Genomic DNA, 22,777 nt, shown 5'->3' on the forward strand with positions numbered 1-22,777 from the left:
CCGACAACACCAGGTGCCGATGGACAACGAACAGAAACTCCGCGACTACCTCAAGCGTGCCAGCGCCGACCTGCAACGGACCCGGCGCCGCCTGCACGAGCTTGAGGCGGCCTCCCACGAACCGATCGCCATCATCGGGATGGCGTGTCGCTACCCCGGCGACATCACCTCTCCCGAGGATCTGTGGCGACTGGTCGAGTCAGCGTCCGACGGGGTCGGCAGCCTCCCGGCCGATCGCGGCTGGTACCTGGACGAAGGCGGTTCCGCCTCGCCCATCTCCGGCGGCTTCCTTTACGACGCACCGATGTTCGATCCGGAGTTCTTCGGCATCTCTCCGCGCGAAGCCCTCGCCATGGACCCCCAGCAGCGGCTGCTGCTGGAGGTCTCCTGGGAGGCGATGGAACGCTCCGGGCTGGATCCGCTCACCCTCAAGGGTTCCAGCACCGGGGTGTTCGTCGGCGCCATCCCGCAGGACTACCGGCTCGGCCCGCGGGACAACGTCGGCGGGTACGCGCTCACCGGCACCACCTCCAGTGTCCTCAGTGGACGGTTGGCCTACGTCTTCGGACTGGTCGGCCCGACGCTGACCGTGGACACCGCGTGTTCGACCTCCCTGGTCACGCTGCACCTGGCGGCCAGGGCACTGCGCGCGGGGGAGTGCTCGCTGGCACTGGCCGGCGGGGTCACGGTGATGTCCAGTCCGGGCACCATCACCGAGTTCAACAAGCAGGGCGGGCTGGCCGCGGACGGCTACTGCCGGTCCTTCTCCGACGACGCCGACGGCACCGGCTGGTCCGAGGGCGTCGGCGTGCTCATGCTGGAACGCCTTTCCGACGCCCGCCGCAACGGCCACCGGATCCTCGCGGTGGTCAGCGGTTCGGCGGTGAACTCCGATGGCGCGTCCAACGGGCTGACCGCCCCGAACGGCCCGTCCCAGCAACGCGTCATCGAAGCGGCCCTGCAGGACGCCCGGCTGGCCCCGCGTCAGGTGGACGTGGTGGAGGCGCACGGCACCGGCACCGCACTCGGCGACCCGGTGGAGGCCGAGGCGCTGCTGGCCGTCTACGGCCGGGACCGCGAGCGGCCGCTGCTGCTGGGGTCGATCAAGTCGAACCTGGGGCACACCCAGTCCGCCGCGGGCGTGGCCGGTGTGATCAAGATGGTGCAGGCCATGCGGCACGGCCTTGCCCCGCAGACACTCCACGTGCGCAGGCCCACCGATCAGGTCGACTGGACCGTCGGCCGGGTCGAGCTGCTCACCGAGGCCACCCCGTGGCCGGAGACCGGGGAACCGCGCCGCGCCGGCGTGTCCTCCTTCGGGCTCAGCGGCACCAACGCGCACGTGATCCTGGAGCTGGAGCCGGAGGAGGAGCAGGCCACCGAGCCCAAGCCCGAACCCAAACCGGATCCCAAGACCTGGCCGGTGCCACTGCTGGTGGCCGGTCGCACCGCGGACGCGCTGCGCGCGCAGGCCACGAACCTGGTGGCCCGCCTGGACACCGAACCGGGCCTGAACACCACCGACCTGGCCTACTCCCTTGCGGTGGCGCGCTCGCCGTTCGAGCACCGCGCCGCGCTGGTGGTGGCCGATCTCGACGCAGCCCGCGCCGCACTGGCCGAGCTGGCCGAGGGCGCCGCGGTCGGCAGTGTGGTGCACGAGCGGCCGAAACTGGCCGTGCTCTTCGCCGGGCAGGGTTCGCAGCGACTGGCCATGGGCCGCGAACTGCACGGCCGTTTCCCTGTCTTCGCCGAGACTTTTGACGCGGTGCTGGCCGAGTTCGACCCGCTGCTGGACACCCCGCTGCGCGAGATCGTCTGGGGCGAAGACGCGGAAGCCTTGGCGCGCACCGGATTCGCCCAGCCCGCGATCTTCGCGGTCGAGGTGGCCCTGTTCCGGCTCCTGGAGTCTTGGGGCGTCAGCCCGGATTTCCTGGCCGGGCACTCCGTCGGCGAGATCGCCGCCGCGCACCTGGCCGGGGTGTTCACCCTGACCGAGGCCGCCACGCTGGTCGCCGCTCGCGCGCGGTTGATGCAGGCGCTGCCCACCGGTGGCGCGATGGTCGCGGTGGACGCCACCGAGGCCGAGATCCGCCCGCTGCTGACCGGACGCGAAGCGCAGGTGACCCTGGCCGCGGTGAACGGGCCGCGGCACGTGGTGCTCTCCGGCGACGAGGACGCGGTCACCGAGATCGCTGCCGGCTTTGCCGAACAGGGCAGGCGCACCCGGCGGCTGCACGTCTCGCACGCCTTCCACTCCCCGCACATGGACCCCGCCGTGGCGGAGTTCCAGCGCGTGGTCGAGGGCCTTTCCCCGCAGCCGCCCCGAATTCCGGTGGTCTCCACGGTCACCGGCGCGCAGGCCACCGTGGCCGAGTTGACCAGCGCCGAATACTGGGCCGGGCAGATCCGGGCCACCGTGCGCTTCGCCGACGCGGTGTCCTGGCTGCACGAACACGGTGTGCGCGCCTTCCTGGAACTCGGCCCGGACACCACCCTCGGCACCCTCACCGAGAGCAGTCTGGCCACCGCCGACCCCGCGCCCGCGATCACCTCGGTGCTGCGGCCGGACCGCGGCGAGGTCGAGGCGATCACCACCGCGCTCACCGTGCTGCACGGCAGCGGCGTGGCCCTGCGCTGGGCCGCCTACTTCGACGGCCTCGCCGCCACCGAGGTGGACCTGCCGACCTATCCGTTCCAGCGCAGGCGGTTCTGGCCGCGGGACGGCTACCGCGCCGATGTCGGCAGCGTGCGCTCGGCCGGGCTCAGCGCGGCCCGGCACCCACTGCTGGCCGCCACCGTATCGCTGGCCGGCTCGGAGGGCACGCTGCTCACCGGGCGGCTGGCCGTACGCGATCACCCTTGGCTGGCCGGACACCGGGTCGGCACGGACGTGGTGCTGCCCGGCGCGGCCCTGATCGAACTGGTCACCCGCGCGGCCGATGAGGTTGGCTGCGACAGCATCCGCGAACTGACCACCACCACCGCCCTGCGCCTGCCCGGCGACGGCGGCGTGCAGCTCCAGCTGCAGATCGGCCCGGACGAGGACGGGCGGCGCGAGGTCGCCGTCTACTCCCGCCCGGACGACCAGGACGACCTGCCCTGGACCAAACACGCCACCGCCATCCTGGAACGCGGTGCGGTAGAAGCGATCGCGGGCGAGGCCGAGTGGCCACCTGCGGGCGCGGAACCTGTTGATGTGTCCGGACTGTATGTGGGCATGGGTGACGGCGGAGTCCACTATGGACCAAGTTTCCAGGGCCTGCGGGCCGCCTGGAAGCTGGGCACCGAGGTCTTCGCCGAGGTCGAACTGCCCGCCGAGGTTGCGGGCGACGCGGCCGAGTTCGGGCTGCACCCGGTTCTCCTGGACTCCGCACTGCACGCCGCACACCTGGCCGAACTCGACGCGAGTGTGCGGGGCGGCCTGCCGTTCCACTGGGAGGACGTGCGCCTGCACGCCGCGGGTGCTTCTGCCGCGCGAGTGCGGCTGACGCCTGCCGGGGACAGGATCTCGCTGACCATCTCCGACCACACCGGCGCGCTGATCGCCGCGGTCGGCGCGGTGGTGCTGCGCACGCCGAGTGGCAGCGCGCCGGTGGCCACCGGCAACCTGTACCGCCTGGCCTGGACCGAATCCGGCGAGGCGCCCATCACCCCGGCCCGGATCGGCCTGCTCGGGCCGGACCACTTCGGCTTGGCCGCACTGCTCGAACTCCCGGTGGCGGCGGACCTGGACACCCTGGCCGAGGGCGAGATGCCCACGGTGGTGCTGCACCAGACCTGGACCGAAGAATCCCCGCGACCCGGCGCGCACGAACTGACCGCCTCGGCCCTGGCTCGGTTGCGGGACTGGCTGGAAGACAGCCGATTCCCTGGCACCGAACTGATTTTTGTCACTCGCGGCGCGACCGGCGCGGTCACCGACCCGGCCGCCGCCGCGGTGTGGGGCCTGGTGCGCACCGCACAGGCCGAGCACCCGGGCCGGTTCCGGCTGCTCGACCTCGACCCGGCCGCCACTGTCACCGCCGAGCTGGTGCGCACCGCGCTGGCCGGTTCGGAACCGCAACTCGCCTTGCAGGACAACAAGATCCTGGCCGCCCGACTGGCGCGGGCGATCCCGGCCGAAGAGGCTCCGGCGGCCTGGGACGAGAACGGCACCGTGGTCATCACCGGCGGCCTCAGCGGCCTCGGCTCGGTGCTCGCCCGCCACCTGGTCACCGCCCGGGGGGTGCGTTCCCTGCTGCTGCTCAGCCGCAGCGGCCTGGCCACCGCCGGTGCCGAAAACCTCGTTGCTGAGCTGACCGAACTCGGCGCACTGGTCACCGTGGCGGCTTGCGATGTCGCCGACCGCGACTCACTTTCCCAGGCACTGCACCAGGTTCCGGCCGAGCACCCGATCACTGCCGTCTGCCACTCCGCCGGAGTGCTCGCCGACGGCGTGATCTCCACCCTCACCGCCGAGCAGCTCACCGCCGCGCTGCGGCCTAAGGTCGACGGCGCCTGGCACCTCCATGACCTGATCGGCGACACCGCCGCCCTGGTGCTGTTCTCCTCCCTCGCCGGCCTGCTCGGCGCGCCAGGACAGGGAAACTACGCCGCGGGCAACGCCTTCCTGGACGCGCTCACCGCGCACCGCCGCACCCTCGGCCTGCCCGGCGTCTCGCTCGCCTGGGGACCGTGGGCGGAGACCGCGGGCATGACCGCCGAACTCGGCGGCGCCCAGGTCCAGCGCCTGCGCCGACTCGGCACCCCGCCGCTGTCCGAGTCCGACGGCCTGGCCCTGTTCGACCTCGCCCGCACCGCAGGGGAACCGGTGCTCGCGCCGGTGCGCCTGGACTTCGGCGTGCTGCGCTCGGCCCCCGAGGTGCCCTCGGTGCTGCGCGGCCTGCTCGGCCAGACCCGCCGCCGGGTCACCGCCGGACCGCTCGGCGGCCAACGGCCCAAACAGCACGCCGTACTCGGCAAACGCGAGGCCACCGACCTGGTGTCCCAGCAGATCGCCGCTGTCCTCGGCCACACCGACAGCGCCACCATCGACCCCGGCCGGCCACTGGCCGAACTCGGCTTCGACTCGCTCACCGCGGTCGAACTGCGCAACCGGCTCAGCGCCGCCACCGGCCTGCGGCTGTCCCCGACCCTGGTGTTCGACCACCCCAACCTGGGCGAACTCGTCGAACACATCCTCCGCGAAAGCGGCTCGGTTTCTGGACCGGTCGCCGTCTCGGCCGTGCCCTACGGCGCGGTCAGCGACGACCCGATCGTCATCGTCGGCATGGGCTGCCGCTACCCCGGCGGCGTCAGCTCCCCGGACGACCTGTGGGGCCTGCTCGCCGAGGGCCGGGACGCCATCACCGGTTTCCCGGACAACCGCGGCTGGGACCTGGCCACGCTGTACCACCCGGACCCCGACCACCCCGGCACCGCCTACACCCGCTCCGGCGGCTTCCTGCGTGACGCCGGCCAGTTCGACCCGGCCTTCTTCGGCATGGGCCCGCGCGAAGCCCTGGCCACCGACGCTCAGCAGCGGCTGCTGCTTGAGGTCTCTTGGGAGGCCATCGAACGCGCGGGCATCGACCCGCGGCGGTTGCGCGGCAGCCGGACCGGTGTGTTCGCCGGGGTCATGTACGGCGACTATGGCGCACTGCTGGCTGGCGCGGACTTCGAGGGCCACGCGGGCACCGGCACCTCCGGCAGCATCGTCTCCGGCCGGGTGTCCTACGCGCTCGGCCTGGAAGGCCCCGCGGTCACCGTGGACACCGCGTGTTCTTCCTCCCTGGTCGCCATGCACTGGGCCATGCAGGCATTGCGCTCCGGCGAGTGCACCCTGGCGCTGGCCGGTGGGGTGACCGTGATGGCCACGCCGGGCGCGTTCATCGAGTTCTCCCGGCAGCGCGGCTTGGCCAAGGACGGGCGCTGCAAGGCATATTCCGACTCCGCAGACGGCGTGAGCTGGGCCGAGGGCGTCGGCGTCGTGGTGCTGGAACGCCAGTCCGACGCCATCCGCAACGGGCACCAGATCCTGGCCGTGGTGCGCGGCAGTGCGGTCAACTCCGACGGTTCCTCCAACGGACTCACCGCCCCCAACGGCGGTGCGCAGCAACGGGTCATCCGGGATGCGCTCGCCGGGGCTGGACTGTCCACTTCGGACGTTGACGTGATCGAGGGCCACGGCACCGGCACCGCTTTGGGTGACCCGGTGGAGGCGCGTGCACTGCTGGCCACCTACGGCCAGGACCGCACCGAGCCCGTGCTGCTCGGCTCGGTGAAGTCCAACATCGGGCACACTCAGGCCGCCGCCGGTGTCGCCGGGATCATCAAGATGGTCCTGGCGATGCGGCACGGCCAGGTGCCCAAGACGCTGCACGTGGACACCCCGTCCTCGCACGTGGACTGGGCCGAGGGCGCACTGTCCCTGCTGGCCGAACCCACCGTGTGGCCGGAAGCCGATCGCCCGCGCCGTGCGGCGGTGTCCTCCTTCGGTTTCAGCGGCACCAACGCGCACGTCATCCTGGAGGCCCCGCCCGCGCCCGCCGCACGGGAGATCACGGCCGAACCGGAGATCATCGCGCCGGTGCTGCTGTCCGCGCGTAGCGCCACCGCGTTGCGGCGTCAGGCATCCCGGCTCGCGCCGCAGGTCACCGAGACCACCCGGCTCACCGACCTGGCCTACTCCCTGGCCGCCACCCGGTCCCGGTTCGAGCACCGCGCGGTGCTCACCGCCGCCGACCCCGCCGCCCTGCGCAAGGCGCTGGCCGCGCTCGCCGACGGCGGACCCAGCCCAGCCGTGGCCACCGGCGAGGCCAGCCCGAACCTGCGGCTGACCGCGTTGTTCACCGGCCAGGGCAGCCAGCGTCCCGGCATGGGAGCCGAACTGCGCCAACGGTTCCCGGTCTTCGCCACGGCACTCGAAGAGGTCTTCGCCGCGGTCGACCCGCACCTGGACCGCCCGCTCGCCGAGGTCATGTTCGCCGCGGACGCCGAGCTGCTGGACCGCACCGAGTGGACCCAGCCCGCCGTGTTCGCCCTGGAGGTGGCCCTGCACCGGCTGCTGGAATCCTGGGGCGTGCGGCCGGACTTCCTGATCGGCCACTCCATCGGCGAACTCGCCGCCGCACACGTGGCCGGGGTGTTCTCCCTGGCAGACGCCGCCAAACTGGTGGTCGCCCGCGGTCGGCTGATGCAGGCCCTGCGCCAGGACGGCGCCATGGTCGCGGTACAGGCCACCGAGGAGGAGGTCCGACCCGAACTCACCGACGGCGTGGTGATCAGCGCCGTCAACGGGCCGCGTTCGGTGGTGCTCGGCGGCGATGAGGAAGCCACCCTGGCGGTGGCCGCCCACTTTGCCGAACAGGGCAGGCGGACCCGGCGGCTCAACACCAGCCACGCCTTCCACACCCCGCACATGGACGGCATGCTGACCGAATTCCTTGCGGTAGCGGGGGAAGTGGACTACCAGCCGCCGACCATCCCGATCGTGTCCACGGTGACCGGCCAGCTGGTCGAGGACACCGAACTGTGCTCACCCGAGTACTGGGCCGGCCAGGTCCGGGCCACCGTGCGCTTCGCCGACGCCGTCCGCACCGCCGCCCGCCTCGGTGTGGGCGCGTTCGTGGAGATCGGCCCGGACAGCGTGCTCTGCGCGATGGCCGCGGAAACCCTGGGCGAGAGCGCCGACATCGAACCGGTGCCCGCCCTGCGAGCCAAGCGGGAAGAGGAACGCACACTGGTCGAAGCCTTGGGGCGCTTGCACATCCAGGGCGTGGACGTGGACTGGGATGCCTTCTTCGGCCCCGGTCGCACCGTGCTCGACCTGCCCACCTACGCCTTCGACCACCAGCTCTTCTGGCCCCGCGCCAGCACTCCCGTCGCGCGTCCTGCGGAACTGCGGTACCGGGCGGACTGGGCGGCACTCGGATCCGTTGCCGTGCCGCAGCTTTCCGGGCTGTGGCTGCTGGTGGACGTGGCGGATGAACTCGCCGCGACCCTGGAAAGCCATGGCGCGCAGGTACGTCAGCTCGCCCTGGACGCCACGCTGCCGACCCGGCTGGCCGAGCTGGACCAGGACGTCGCCGGGGTGCTCTCCGGTCAGCCGCTGATCGGCACGCACAACCTGTTGCGTGCTTTGGTGGCCGCTGGCGTTGACGCTCCACTGTGGACTGTCACTCGACAGGCTGTGTGTACCGGAACCGATGACCTGCCACCAAACCCGGACCAGGCAACGGTGTGGGGCTACGGCCGCGCTGCCGCGCTGGAATTCCCGGCCGGCTGGGGTGGTCTGATCGACCTCGCCGAAGACGCCAACCCGGGCGACCTGGTCCGGGCACTGGGCGCGGCCTGGCCGGGGGAGGACCAGCTCGCACTGCGTGCCGCCGGAGCCTATGGCCGTCGACTCGTCCGCCACGAAGGCGCCGAGCTGACCGCGGAACTGCCCACCGAGGGCACCGTGCTGATCACCGGCGGCACCGGCGGACTCGGCGGCGAGGTCGCCCGCTGGCTGGCCACCGCCGGCGTCCGGCACCTGGTGCTCACCAGCCGCAAGGGCCCCGACGCCCCCGGTGCCCGCACCCTGGCCGCCGAACTGGCCGAACTTGGTGCCACCGTGGACTTCCGGGCCTGCGACGCCGCCGACCGGGACGCCCTGGCCGCCGTGCTGGATGCCGTCCCCGCCGAACACCCGCTGATCGGTGTGGTGCACGCGGCCGGGGTCAGCGAACTGCGTCCGATCGTCGACACCGACCCCGCCGAACTGTCCGCCTCGATGGCGGCCAAGGTGCTCGGCGCGGCCAACCTGGACGCGCTGCTCGCCGAGGCTGACCTGGACCTGTTCGTGCTCTTCGGCTCCATCGCCGGAGTTGTGGGCAGCGGCGGCCAGGCCGCCTACAGCGCGGCGAATGCCTACCTGGACGCTCTCGCCGAGAACCGGCGTGCACGCGGCTTCAACGCCACCAGCCTGGGCTGGGGCCCGTGGGCCGAGGCCGGGCTGGCCGCCGACGACACCGCCCGCGAACGCCTGGCCCGGCACGGCATGCGCCCGCTGCTCACCGGCCCCGCACTGGCCGAACTGCGCCGCGCCCTCGCCGGTGACCAGCCCGCGGTGATGATCGCCGACATCGACTGGACCACCTATCTCCAGGTCTTCACCTCCCGCCGCCCCAGCGCCTTGCTGGCCGGACTGGTCGAGACCGCCGCCGACGCACCCGCGTCCGGCACCCAGACCGAACTCACCGCCCGCCTCGCTCGACTGTCCGAAGTGGACCAGTTGCGGGTACTGGTGGACGTGGTCCGCGCCGAGGCGGCAGCCGTGCTCGGCCACGACAGCCCGGCCGAGCTGAACGAGCGCCGCGCCTTCCGCGACCTCGGCTTCGACTCCCTCGGCGCGATCGAACTGCGCAGGCGACTCGGCAAACTCACCGGCCGCCCGCTGTCCAACACCATGGTCTTCGACCACCCCACCCCAGAGGCCCTCGCCAAGTACGTGCGTGCGGAGATCTCCGGCGCCCGCGACGGCGTGACCGGCCCGGTGGCCGCCATCGCCGCCGACGAGCCGATCGCCATCGTCGGCCTCAGCTGCCGCTACCCCGGTGGCATCACCGACCCGGAACAGCTCTGGCGACTGGTCGCCGACGGCGTGGACGCCATCTCCGGCTTCCCACCCGAGCGCGGCTGGCCCGAGGCCGCCATCTACGACCCGGACCCGGACAACCCGACCACCACCTACACCACCCAGGGCGGTTTCCTCACCGACCCGGACGCCTTCGACCCCGCCTTCTTCGGCATCTCCCCGCGCGAAGCCCTGGGCATGGACCCGCAGCAGCGACTGCTCCTGGAAGTCACCTGGGAGGCGTTCGAGCGGGCCGGTCTGGACCCGCAGGCGTTGCGCGGCACGCTCACCGGCACCTACGTCGGCTCCAGCTACACCGAATACGGGGCAGGCCAAGAGGTTGACGGCCAGGTGGTCACCGGCACCATCCCGAGCATCCTCTCCGGCCGGGTCGCCTACGTGCTCGGCCTGGAAGGCCCCGCGGTCACCGTGGACACCGCCTGCTCCTCCTCGCTGGTCGCGATTCACCTTGCCGCACAAGCACTCCGCAACGGTGAGACCACCCTCGCGGTCGCCGGTGGTGTCACCGTGATGCCCAACCCGGGGCCGTGGATCGCCTTCAGCCGCCAGCGCGCACTCGCCGCCGACGGCCGGTCCAAGGCGTTCTCCGACGAGGCCGACGGCATGGTGCTGGCCGAGGGCATCGGCATGCTGGTCCTGCAACGACTTTCCGACGCCCGCCGGGACGGCCGTCCGGTGCTCGCGGTGCTCAAGGGCTCGGCGATCAACTCTGACGGCGCCTCCAACGGACTCACCGCCCCCAACGGCCCGTCCCAGGAACGCGTCATCCGGCAGGCCCTGGCCAATGCCCGGCTGACCGCCGACGACGTGGACGTGGTCGAGGCACACGGCACCGGCACCGCCCTGGGCGACCCGATCGAAGCCCAGGCCCTGCAACGGACCTACGGCCTGGAGCGCTCGCCCGAGCAGCCGCTCTGGCTGGGGTCGATCAAGTCCAACATCGGGCACAGCCAGTCCGCCGCCGGGGTTGCCGGTGTGATCAAGATGATCATGGCGATGCGGTACGGACAGCTGCCGAAGACCCTGCACGTGGACACGCTGTCCACGCACGTGGACTGGAGTGCCAGCGCGGTCACCCCGCTGGCCGAACCGGTCGAGTGGGAGCGGCGGGACCGGCCGCGCCGGGCCGCGGTGTCCTCCTTCGGCATCAGCGGCACCAACGCGCACGTCATCCTGGAACAGGACGACACCCCGTCCGCCCCCGCCACGGTTCCGGTGACACCGCCGGCCGCCGTGCCGCTGGCGCTGGCAGCCAAGAGCGAGAACGCCTTGCGTGGCCAGGCCGAACAACTGTCCACAGTGGACGCATCCGCGCTGGATCTGGGTTACTCGCTGGTGACCAGCCGCTCCACCTTCGACCACCGCGCGGTGCTGATCACCGGCGCGGACGGGCACGAAGACCTGGTGCGCTCGCTCGCTGACGGCGAGTCCGCACCCGGGGTGGTCAGCGGGGTGGCCGATATCGACGGCCGCACCCTGTTCGTCTTCCCCGGCCAGGGCGCGCAATGGCTCGGCATGGGCGCGAAACTGCTCGACGAGTCACCGGTTTTCGCCGCCCGGATGGCCGAATGCGCCGCCGCGCTCGACCCGTTCATTGACTTCTCCCTGCTCGACCTGGTCCGCGGCGCGCCGGACGCGCCCAGCCTGGAACTCGTGGACGTGGTGCAACCCGCCTCGTTCGCGGTGATGGTCTCCCTCGCCGCGCTGTGGCAGTCCTACGGCGTGCGGCCGGACGCGGTGCTCGGCCACTCCCAGGGCGAGATCGCCGCCGCGGTCGTCTCCGGCGCGCTCTCGCTGCCCGATGGCGCCCGCGTGGTTGCCTTGCGCAGCCAGGCGATCCGGCGGCGGATGGGTGGCTCCGGCGGCATGATGTCGGTGGCCCTGTCCGCCGAGGAGATCCTGCCGCGACTGGGCGAGCACCTGCACCTGGCCGCGTTGAACAGCCCGCGCTCGGTCGTTGTCTGTGGCATCCCGGCAGCTCTGGACGCACTCGGCGAACAGCTGGCCGCTGAGGAGATCCGGTTCCGCCGGGTCGCGGTGGACTACGCCTCGCACTCCCCGCACGTGGCCAACCTGAGCGCCGACCTGCTCACCGACCTCGCGCCGATTCAGCCGCGTGAGTCGGAGATTCCCTTCTACTCCACGGTGACCGGCGACTGGCTGGACACCACCGGCATGGACGCCGAGTACTGGTACACCAACCTGCGCGAACAGGTCGGCTTCGCCCCGGCGGTGCGCGCCCTGATCGAGGCCGGGTACCGGCGGTTCATCGAGGCCAGCAGTCACCCGGTGCTCACCATGGCCGTGCAGGAAACCGCCGACGAGCTGGGCAAGCAGATTGTGGTCACCGGCACCTTGCGCCGCGAGGACGGCGGCCTGGACCGGGCACTGACCTCCGTGGCCGAGGCGTTCGTACGCGGCGTCGAGGTGGACTGGACCGCGGCCTTCGCCGGAACCGGCGCGCGGCGGGTCGACCTGCCCACCTACGCCTTCCAGCACGACAGCTTCTGGCTCGCCCCGATCATGCCGACCACCGAGGCCGGCGCCTCCGACGACGCGGCCTGGGCCGCGCTGGAAGCCGCCGACCCGGCCGAGCTGGCCGCGGACTTCGGGGTGGACCCGGCCTCGCTGGCCAGTGTGCTCCCCGCGCTGACCGACTGGCGGCGGCGACGCGGCCAGGCAGCCACGGTGGACTCCTGGCGCTACCGGGCCCGCTGGGTGCCGCAGAAGATCGGCCGCAAGAACGAGCTGAGCGGAACCTGGCTGCTGGTGACAACCGGCGCCGAGGACCCGCTAGCCGCTCAGATCGCCGAAGTCCTTGCTGGACAAGGTGTCGAGGTCCAGCGACTGGACAACCCCGGCACCAACCGCGACGAGATCGCGGCTCGCCTGGGCACCGATCCCGTCGCCGGTGTCCTGTCGACCCTCGCCCTCGACGAAACCCTGGTCCCCGAGCTTTCCGCGCTGCCGCAGGGCTTGTCCGCCACCCTGGCGCTCACCCAGGCCCTCGGCGCGGCAGGCGTCGAGGCCCCGCTCTGGCTGCTCACCCGAGGCGCACTCGCCATCGGCGGCTCCGACCAGGTGAGCAACCCCGTGCAGGCCATGGTCAGCGGCTTCGGCTGGACCGCGGCCCTGGAACACGCCGACCGCTTCGGCGGCGTCCTCGACCTGCCCGCCGAACTCGCCAGCACCGACCACAACGCCGTGGTGGCCGCACTTTCCGGCGAACTCGCCGAGGACCAGCTCGCCGTGCGCGGCGGCAGCCTCTACGCCCGCCGGGTCGTGCCTGCGGCCCCCGCGAACGGCCAGCACCGCTGGACCCCGCGCGGCACCGCGATCATCACCGGCGGCTCCGGCACCCTGGCCCCACACGTGGCCCGCTGGGCCGTCGAGCAGGGCCTGGAACACCTGGTGCTGCTCAGCCGTGGCGGCGCGGAACATCCGCGCTCGATCGCGCTGCTGAACGAACTCGCCGAACTGGGCATCGAGGCCGAGGCCGCCGCCTGCGACGTCACCGACAAGGCCGCGCTGATCGCCTTGCGCGACCGCCTGATCAGCCAGGGCCGCTCGATCCGCACCGTGATCCACGCGGCCGCGATCATCGAACTGGCCTCGATCGAGGAGACCAACCCGGTCGACTTCGACCGGGTGCTGGCCGCCAAGGTCACCGGCGCGGCCAACCTGGACGAGGTCTTTGCACAGACCGACCTCGATCGGTTCGTGCTGTTCTCCTCGGTGGCCGGGCTCTGGGGCACCGGCAGGCACGCGGCCTACGTCGCGGGCAACGCCTACCTGCACGCCCTCGCCGAACGCCGCCGCGCCCAGGGCCGCGCGGCCACCGCCGTGTTCTGGGGCATCTGGGCCGATGACAAGGAACTGGGCCGGGTCGACCCGAGCCAGATCGTGCGCAGCGGCCTGACCTTCATGGAACCCGCGCTCGCCCTTACTGGCCTGCGTGCCGCGCTGGACGCTGATGAGACCGCAGTGGCGGTGGCCGATGTGGACTGGGCCACCTACTACCCGGTCTACACCGCCGCCAGGGCCACCACCCTCTTCGACGAAATCCCGGCAATCCAGCAGCCCCAAGCGGAAACGGTCACCGCCGGTCCCGCCGCCGGTGGCGAACTGGCTACCACGCTGCTCGCGCTGGCCCCGTCCCAGCGGGAGCAGAAGCTCCTCGAACTGGTGCGGGCCGAGGCCGCGACCGTGCTGGGCCACAAGTCCGGCGACGCACTGCCCGACCACCGGGCCTTCCGCGAAGCCGGGTTCGACTCGGTGATGGCGGTCGACCTGCGCAACCGCCTGGCCAGGGCCACCGGGCTCACCCTGCCCGCCACCCTGGTCTTCGAGCACACCAACCCGACCGCGCTGGTCGCCTTCCTGCTCGGCGAACTCCTCGGCAACGCACCGGCAACTCCTTCCACCGCAACAACTTCGGTCGCGGTGGACGACGAGCCGATCGCGATCGTCGGCATGGCCTGCCGCTACCCCGGCGGCGCCAACACCCCCGAGGGCCTGTGGCAGCTGGCCGTGGACGGTGTGGACGCCATCTCCGGCCTGCCCACCGACCGCGGCTGGATCACCGACGGATTCGCCGACGCCCAGGGCGGATTCCTGCACGAGGCCGCCGACTTCGACCCCGGCTTCTTCGGTGTCTCACCACGGGAAGCCGTGGCCATGGACCCGCAGCAACGCCTGCTGCTGGAAACCGCCTGGGAAGCCTTCGAGCGCTCCGGGCTGGACCCGCACGGCCTGCGCGGCAGCCGCACCGGCACCTTCATCGGGGCCAGCTACACCGACTACAACGTGGCCGCGGCCGCCGCCGTGCAGAGCGAGTCCGACGCCGCCGACGTGGCCGGGCACCTGGTCACCGGCGCGCTGCCGAGCATCATCTCCGGCCGGATCAACTACCTGTTCGGCTTCGAGGGTCCCTCGCTGACCCTGGACACCGCCTGCTCCTCCTCGCTGATGGCCATCCACCTGGCCGCTCGCTCGCTCAAGACCGGCGAGAGCAGCCTGGCCCTGGCCGGCGGCGTGGCGATCATGTCCACGCCCAACTCGTTCATCGGCTTCAGCCGACAGCAGGTCCTGGCGCACGACGGCCGGTGCAAGGCATACGCGGATTCCGCCGACGGCATGACCCTCGCCGAGGGCGTTGGCCTGGTGCTGCTGGAACGGCTCTCCGACGCCCAGCGCAACGGGCACCAGGTCCTTGCTGTGCTGCGCGGTTCGGCGGCCAACTCCGACGGCGCCTCCAACGGCCTCACCGCCCCCAGTGGCGCGGCCCAGCAACAGGTCATCGTGGACGCGCTCGCCGCCGCCCAGATCAGTCCGGCCGAGGTGGACGCGGTGGAGGGCCACGGCACCGGCACCGCGCTCGGCGACCCGATCGAGGCCCGCGCCCTGCTGGCCACCTACGGGCAGGACCGGGAGCGGCCGCTGCTGCTCGGCTCGGTCAAGTCCAACATCGGGCACACCCAGATGGCCTCCGGCGTGGCCAGCGTCATCAAGATGGTCCAGGCCCTGCAACACGGGGTGCTGCCCAGGACCCTGCACGCGGACACCCCGTCCACGCACGTGGACTGGACCGCCGGGTCGATCGACCTGCTGCACGAGCAGACCGACTGGCCGGAGACCGGCAGGCCGCGCCGCGCGGGCGTGTCCTCCTTCGGGCTCAGCGGCACCAACGTGCACATGGTCCTGGAACAGGCCCCCGCGCAGCCCGAGGAAGCCGCCGCCGATCAGCTCGATGGTCCGCTGCCCGTGCTGGTCTCGGCCCGCAACCCGCGTGCGCTCCAGGCTCAGGCTGCCCGACTACTGTCCACTGTGGACGGTGACCCGGCGCTGACGGTGACCGATCTGGCCGCCGCCACCGCCACCGGCCGCGCGGTGTTCGAGCACCGGGCCGCCCTGGTCGCCGCCGACCTCGACGAGCTGCGACAGGGCCTGATCGAACTGAGCGAGGGGCGACCGGCTCCCGGGCTGGTCACCGGCCGCGCGCGGCGGGACCGCACCGCGTTCCTGTTCACCGGACAGGGCAGCCAGCGCGCCGGCATGGGCGCCGAGCTGTACCAGCGGTTCGAGGTCTTCGCCGACGCGCTCGACGAGGTCGCCGCGCACCTGGACACCGAACTCGACCGCCCGCTGCGCGAGGTGCTCTTCGCCGCACCGGACAGCCCCGAGGCGGAGTTGTTGCACCGCACCGGGTTCGCTCAGCCCGCGCTGTTCGCGGTCGAGGTGGCGCTGTACCGGCTGCTCACCTCCTGGGGCATCACCCCGGACTACGTCACCGGCCACTCCATCGGCGAACTGGTCGCCGCACACGTCGCCGAAGTGCTCTCCCTCGCCGACGCCTGCACCCTGGTCGCGGCCCGCGCCCGGCTGATGGACGCACTGCCCGACGGCGGCGCGATGACCGCGGTGGAAGCCACCGAGGCGGAATTCCTTGCCCTGGAACGGGATCGAGTCTCCATTGCCTCGATCAACGGCCCGCGCTCGCTGGTCGTCTCCGGCGACGCGGACGCGGTCGACGAGGTCGCCGAACACTTCAAGGGCCTTGGTCGCCGGATCTCGCGGCTGAAGGTCAGCCACGCGTTCCACTCGCCGCACCTGGATCCGATGCTGGCCGAGTTCGCCGCGGTCGCCCGGACGCTGACCTACCGGGCTCCGCGCCTGGCCGTGGTGTCCAACCTGACCGGCACCCTGGCCACCGCGGAACAGCTGTGCTCGCCCGAATACTGGGTGCAGCACGCCCGCCAGGCCGTCAGGTTCGCTGACGGCATCGCGTACCTGGCCGAGCAGGGCGTGGCCAACTTCGTCGAACTGGGCCCGGACGGCGTGCTGTCCGGCCTGGCCGAGGGCTGCCTGCCCGAGGACTTCGACGCCCTGCGCATCCCGTTGCTGCGCAAGGGAAGGCCCGAGGTCCCGGCCACCCTGAGCGCGATCTCGGCCCTGCACGTGCACGGCGTTTCCGTGGACTGGGCCGCGTTCTTCACCGGCTCCGGCGCGCGGCGGGTCGAGCTGCCCACCTACGCGTTCCAGCGCGAGCGGTACTGGCCGAGCGCGCCCGCGGTCACCCGGCAGTCCACTGTGGACGATCTGCGTTACCGGGTGGACTGGCGCAAGCTGGCCGAGGTGCCCGCACCCGCGCCGGAAGGCCGCTGGCTGGTACTGGCAGGCGAGGGTGAGCCGGAGTGGCTGCCCGGCCTCCTGGACCTGGTCGCCGAATCCGCTGAGCGGGTCACCGTGTCGGACCGGGCAGACCTGGCCGGACTGGCGGACAGCCCGGTGCGCGGCGTGCTGCTGCTCACCGTGCCGTCCCTGCCGCAGACCGCGCTTTCCTTGCAGGCACTGACTGACGCGGGCATCACCGCGCCGGTGTGGTGCCTGACCCATGACGCGGACACCGATCCGGAACAGGCCGCGGTCTGGGGCTTCGGCCGGGTCGCCGCGCTCGAATACCCCGACACCTGGGGCGGTCTGGCCGACCTGCCCGCAGAGGTTGACGCGGATGTGCTGGCCCGGCTGGCCGCCGTGGTCACCAGCGGATTCGGCGCTGAGGACCAGGTCGCGGTGCGCCCCGAGGGCGTGCTCGGCCGCAGGCTGGTCCGCGCCGCCAACGCCGCCGAGGGCCAGTACCAGCCCAGCGGCACCGTGCTGGTCACCGGCGCGACCGGCGGCATCGGCGGGCACCTGGCCCGCTGGCTGGCCCGCGAGGGCGCGGCGCACCTGGTGCTCGCCAGCCGCCGTGGCGGCGAAGCCCCCGGTGCCCAGGAACTGGTCGCCGAGCTGACCGAGCTGGGTGTCCAGGTCACCGTGGCTGCCTGCGATGTGGCCGACCGGGACGCCCTGGCCGCACTGCTCGCCGAACACCCGCCGAACGCGGTCTTCCACGCTGCCGGGGTGGTCGAGGACGGGGTGATCGACAGCCTCGGCCCGGACGCCTTCGACCGCGTACTGGCCGCGAAGGCGTTGTCCGCCAGACACCTGCACGAACTCACCACCGACCTCGACGCGTTTGTCCTGTTCACCTCCACCGCCGGCGTCATCGGCGGCGCGGGCCAGGCCAACTACGCCGCCGCCAACGCCTACCTGGACGCCCTCGCCCAAACCCGCCGCAACGCCGGAATCCCGGCGACAGCGGTGGCCTGGGGACCATGGGCAGGCGCGGGCATGGCAGCAGAGGCGGGCACCGAGCGGATGCGCCGGGCGGGCCTGTTCCCGCTGGCCGCGAGCCGGGGGATCGGCGCGCTGGCCAAGGCGATCGGCGGCGAGGCCACCCTCACCGTGGCCGATGTGGACTGGTCCCGGTTCGCCCCGGCCCTGGCCGCCGCCCGCCCGATGCCACTACTGGCCGAACTGCACGTGGCCCCCGTGGCAACGGCCGAACCCGAGGCCCAGCACGGATCCAAGCTGCGCACCGAGTTGGAGGGTCTGTCCGGCCCGGCCCGGGCGCGGCGGATGGCCGAACTGGTCCGCGGCCAGGTCGCGATGGTGCTGGGGCACAGCGGAATCGACACCGTGGACGTGGAACTCCCGTTCCGCGACCTCGGCTTCGACTCGCTGACCACCCTGGAACTGCGCAACGGCCTGGCCACCGCGACCGGGCTCAAACTCACCGCCTCCCTGGTCTACGACCACCCGACCCCGCGCGAGCTGGCCGCCTTCCTGATCAGCGAACTGCTCGGGTCCGCGACGGCCGCACCGGTCCAGGTGGCCGCGCGCAACGACGAGCCGATCGCGGTGGTCGGCATCGGCTGCCGCTTCCCCGGCGGCATCAGCTCGCCAGAGGAACTCTGGGACCTGCTGGTACAAGGCAGGGACGGCATCGTGGACTTCCCGGCCGACCGAGGCTGGGACCTGGAACTCCTGGCCGCGGCCGGATCCGCCACCACCCGCGGTGGCTTCCTGCCCGGCGTGGCCGACTTCGACGCCCCGTTCTTCGGCATCTCCCCGCGCGAAGCCATGGCCATGGACCCCCAGCAGCGCCTGCTGCTGGAAACCGCCTGGGAAGCCCTGGAACGCGCCGGAGTCGACCCGAACTCCTTGCGTGGCAGCAACGCCGGGGTGTTCGTCGGCACCAACGGCCAGGACTACCTGACCCTGCTCGGTCAGGCCGCGGACATGGAACGGCTCGGCGGGCACGTGGCCACCGGCAACACCGCCAGCGTCATGTCCGGCCGGCTCGCCTACACCTTCGGCCTCGAAGGCCCGGCCATCACCATCGACACCGCCTGCTCCGCCTCGCTGGTCGCCCTGCACTGGGCCGGGCGTGCGCTGCGGGACGGCGAATGCTCACTGGCGCTGGTCGGTGGCGTGTCGGTGATGTCCACACCGGGCTCGTTCATCGAGTTCAGCAAGTCAGGCGGGCTCGCCGCCGACGGCCGCTGCAAGCCCTTCGGCGCGGGCGCCGACGGCACCAGCTGGTCCGAAGGCGCCGGAATGCTTGTCCTGGAACGGCTTTCGGATGCCCGGCGTAACGGCCGCCAGGTCCTCGCCGTGATCAAGGGCTCGGCGATCAACTCCGACGGCGCGTCCAACGGCCTCACCGCACCCAACGGACCGGCCCAGCAACGGGTCATCCGGGCCGCGCTCGCCGACGCCGGACTGCGACCGTCCGAAGTGGACGCCGTCGAGGCACACGGCACCGGCACCACGCTCGGCGACCCGATCGAGGCCCAGGCCCTGCTCGCCGCCTACGGCCAGGACCGCCCCGAGCCACTGCTGCTCGGCTCGGTCAAGTCCAACCTGGGCCACACCCAGGGCGCGGCCGGCGTCGCGGGCGTGATCAAGATGGTGCTCGCGGTACGCAACGGGGTGCTGCCCAAGACCCTGGGCGCGGACGAACCCTCGCCGCACGTGGACTGGTCCGCGGGTTCCCTCGCCCTGAACACCGAGAACACCGAGTGGCCTGTCATCGACCGGCCGCGCCGTGCTGGTGTCTCGGCCTTCGGTATCAGCGGCACCAACGCGCACGTGATCATCGAGGGTATCCCGGCCGAGCCGGAAGTCCCGTCACAGCCGGAACCCACCGTGGTGCCCTGGCTGATCGGCGCGGGCTCGGCAGCCGCGATCACCGCCCAGATCGACCGGATCACCGCCTACGCCAACGGAAACCCCGAACAGTCCCGCGCGGACATCGGACTCGCCCTCGCCACCCAGCGGGCCGCGCTGCGGCATCGCGCGGTGCTGCTCAGCACGCCCGACGGCCTGATCGAGGTCGCCAGGGACACCGCGGCGGCACCGGGTGAGACCGCGTTCCTGTTCACCGGCCAGGGTTCCCAGCGACTCGGCATGGGCCAGACCCTGCACCAGCGCTACCCGGTCTTCGCCGCCGCCCTCGATGAGGTGCTCGCCGAGTTCGACACCGTGCTGGACCAGCCGCTGCGCGAAGTGTTGTGGGGCACCGATCCTGCCGCACTCACCAGCACCGACATGGCCCAGCCCGCGCTGTTCGCCATCGAAGTCGCGCTGTTCCGGCTGCTCGAATCCTGGGGCGTCAGCCCGGCCTTCGTCACCGGCCACTCCATTGGCGAACTGGCCGCCGCGCACGTCGCCGGGGTGTTCTCCCTGTCCGACGCCTGCGCACTCGTCGCGGCTCGCGGTCGCCTGATGGCCGCGCTGCCTGCCGGTGGCGCGATGGTCGCGGTGGAGGCCGCCGAGGACGAGGTCACCGACCTGGTCAACGGCCGGGTCTCCGTCGCCGCGGTCAACAGCCCCGGTTCGGTGGTGCTCTCCGGTGAGGCGGACGCGGTGCACAACGTCGCGGCCAAACTCGCCGGGATGGGCCGCCGCACCACCACCATGCAGGTCAGCCACGCCTTCCACTCCGCGCTGATGGACCCGATGCTCGACGACCTGCGCGCGGTCGCGGCCAAGGTCAGCTACCAGGAACCGTCGATCCCGGTGATCTCCGGACTCACCGGCCAGCTCGCCAGCACCGAACAGTTGTGCTCGCCGGACTACTGGGTCCGGCAGGCCCGCGAGGCAGTCCGGTTCGCCGACGCGGTACGCACCCTGCACGACCTGGGCACGCGCACCTTCGTCGAGGTCGGCCCGCACGGCGTGCTCACCCCGATGGCCGAACAGTCCCTGCCGCAGCGTGCCGCCCTGGTCACCCCGGTGCTGCGCGGCGACCGCGACGAGCAGCAGACCCTGCTCACCGCCCTCGGCCGCCTGCACGCCCACGGCGCGTCCGTGGACTGGCCAGCCTTCTTCGGCCCGCGCACGGCCACCGTCAACCTGCCCACCTACGCCTTCCAGCACGAGCGCTACTGGCCCGAATTGGCCGCGCCCGCCCCAGCAGCGCAATCCCAGGCGGACGGCGACTTCTGGTCCGCGGTGGAACAGGGCGACCTCGCTTCCCTGGCCAGTTCGCTGGAGCTGGACGAGCAGGCCCTGGCCGCGGTGCTGCCCGCACTGTCCACCTGGCGGCGCAAGCAACGCGAACAGCAGGCCGCGAAGTCTTGGACCTACCAGATCGGCTGGACTCCGCTCCCCGCGGCTGCGGGCGTTGCGCTGCAAGGCAAGTGGGCCGCGCTGGTGCCCGCCGACTGGGCCCAGGACGAGTGGACCACCGCGGTGATCACCGCACTCGGCGAGGCCGTCACCCCGGTGGAGTACACCGGTCCGGACAGCCTGCCCGCCGGTGTCTCCGGCATCGTGTCCCTGCTCACCGAGCAGTGGCCCGAGGCCGTGGCCGCCGAGGTCCAGGCCCCGCTGTGGTGGCTCACCCGGCAGGCGGTCACCGTGACCGACAACGACGCGGAACCCGTTGCGGCCCAGGCAGCTCGCTGGGGCGCGGGCCGAGTCGCCGCACTGGAACAGCCGGAACACTGGGGCGGGCTGATCGACCTGCCCGAGCCGTTCACCCCGAACCTGACCGAACCCCTGCTCGCCGCCCTCACCGGCGCCGAGGACCAGATCGCCATCCGGTCCACCGGCGCACACGCCCGGCGACTGACCCGGGCCCAGCTCGGCGACGGGGTGTGGACACCCAGCGGCACCGTGCTCGTGGTCGACGCGCACGGCGGCGCACTGGCCCGGCAACTCGCCGAGGCCGGAGCCGCACACGTGGTGCTGGTCGGCGCGGAGATCGACGCCCAACTCTCCGCCGACCTGGCAGGACGCGGAGTCGGCCTGACCCAGCTCGCCGGCAACCCGGGCAACCGGGAAACCCTTGAGGTGGCACTGGAATCCGTGCCAGCCGACCAGCCGCTGACCGCCGCCGTAGTCTCGGTCGCCGCCACCGCGTCCACTGTGGACGATGCGGTCGCCCCGGCCGCCGCACTCGACGAACTGTTGCGGGACACCGAACTCGACGCACTCGTGTTCTCCGCCCCCATCTCGGCCACCTGGGGCGCCGCCGGACGCGCGGTGGAAGCCGCCGCCGGCGCGCACCTGGAGGCACTGGCCGCCCGCCGCCGTCACCGTGGACTCGCTGCCACCGCGGTCACCTGGGGCGCCTGGCGCGGCGGCGAGGACAGCGACCTGCTGCGCCACCTGGAAGCCAACGGCCTCCTGGCAGTCGACCCACTGGCCGCGGTGACCGCCCTGCGCGGACTTGTTGCCGCGGACCGGCCCTCGGTGGTCGTCGCCGAGGTCGACTGGAGCAAGTTCGCCCCGGCCTTCACCGCCAAGCGCGCCAGCCGATTGCTCACCGGCGTGCCCGAGGCCCGCACCGCGCTGGCCGAGGCCGAACGGGAAAGCCGGGACACCGCCTCCGCCGCGGCCGAACTACGCGACCGCCTGGCCGAACTCCCAGCCGAGGAACGACTGGCGGTGCTGGTCGAACTGGTCCGGGAACGGGCCGCGAACGTGCTCGGCCTGGCCGGGGCGCACCTGGTGGAGGCGGACCGGGCCTTCCGCGAACTCGGCTTCGAGTCGCTGACCGCGGTCGACCTGCGCAACCAGCTCGGCGCGGCCACCGGCCTGGAACTGCCGGTGACCCTGGCCTTCGACCACCCCACCCCGGTGGAACTGGCCGAACACCTGCTGGCCGAACTGCTCGGCGATCCGGATGAGGATCCGGACGAGTACCCACCGCCCGCCGAAGCAGGCGAGCACCACGAGGCCGGGGAGATCGACGGGTTGGACGTCGACGATCTGGTGCGGCTGGCGCTGGGCGCTAGCGCGGACGAAGAGGGGCCGAGGGCGTGA

1 protein-coding gene is annotated in these 22,777 nt (G+C 72.3%); it reads left to right on the forward strand.

Annotated elements, in window-relative coordinates; all coding sequences use genetic code 11:
* The first annotated feature begins 19 nt into the window (after positions 1-19).
* Positions 20-22,777, forward strand: coding sequence for a type I polyketide synthase (locus MZC64_RS28350; RefSeq protein WP_247761707.1), 22,758 nt, complete (start codon positions 20-22; stop codon positions 22,775-22,777).

Origin of the sequence: Crossiella sp. S99.2 (assembly GCF_023094165.1) — a bacterium.
Classification (GTDB): domain Bacteria; phylum Actinomycetota; class Actinomycetes; order Mycobacteriales; family Pseudonocardiaceae; genus Crossiella.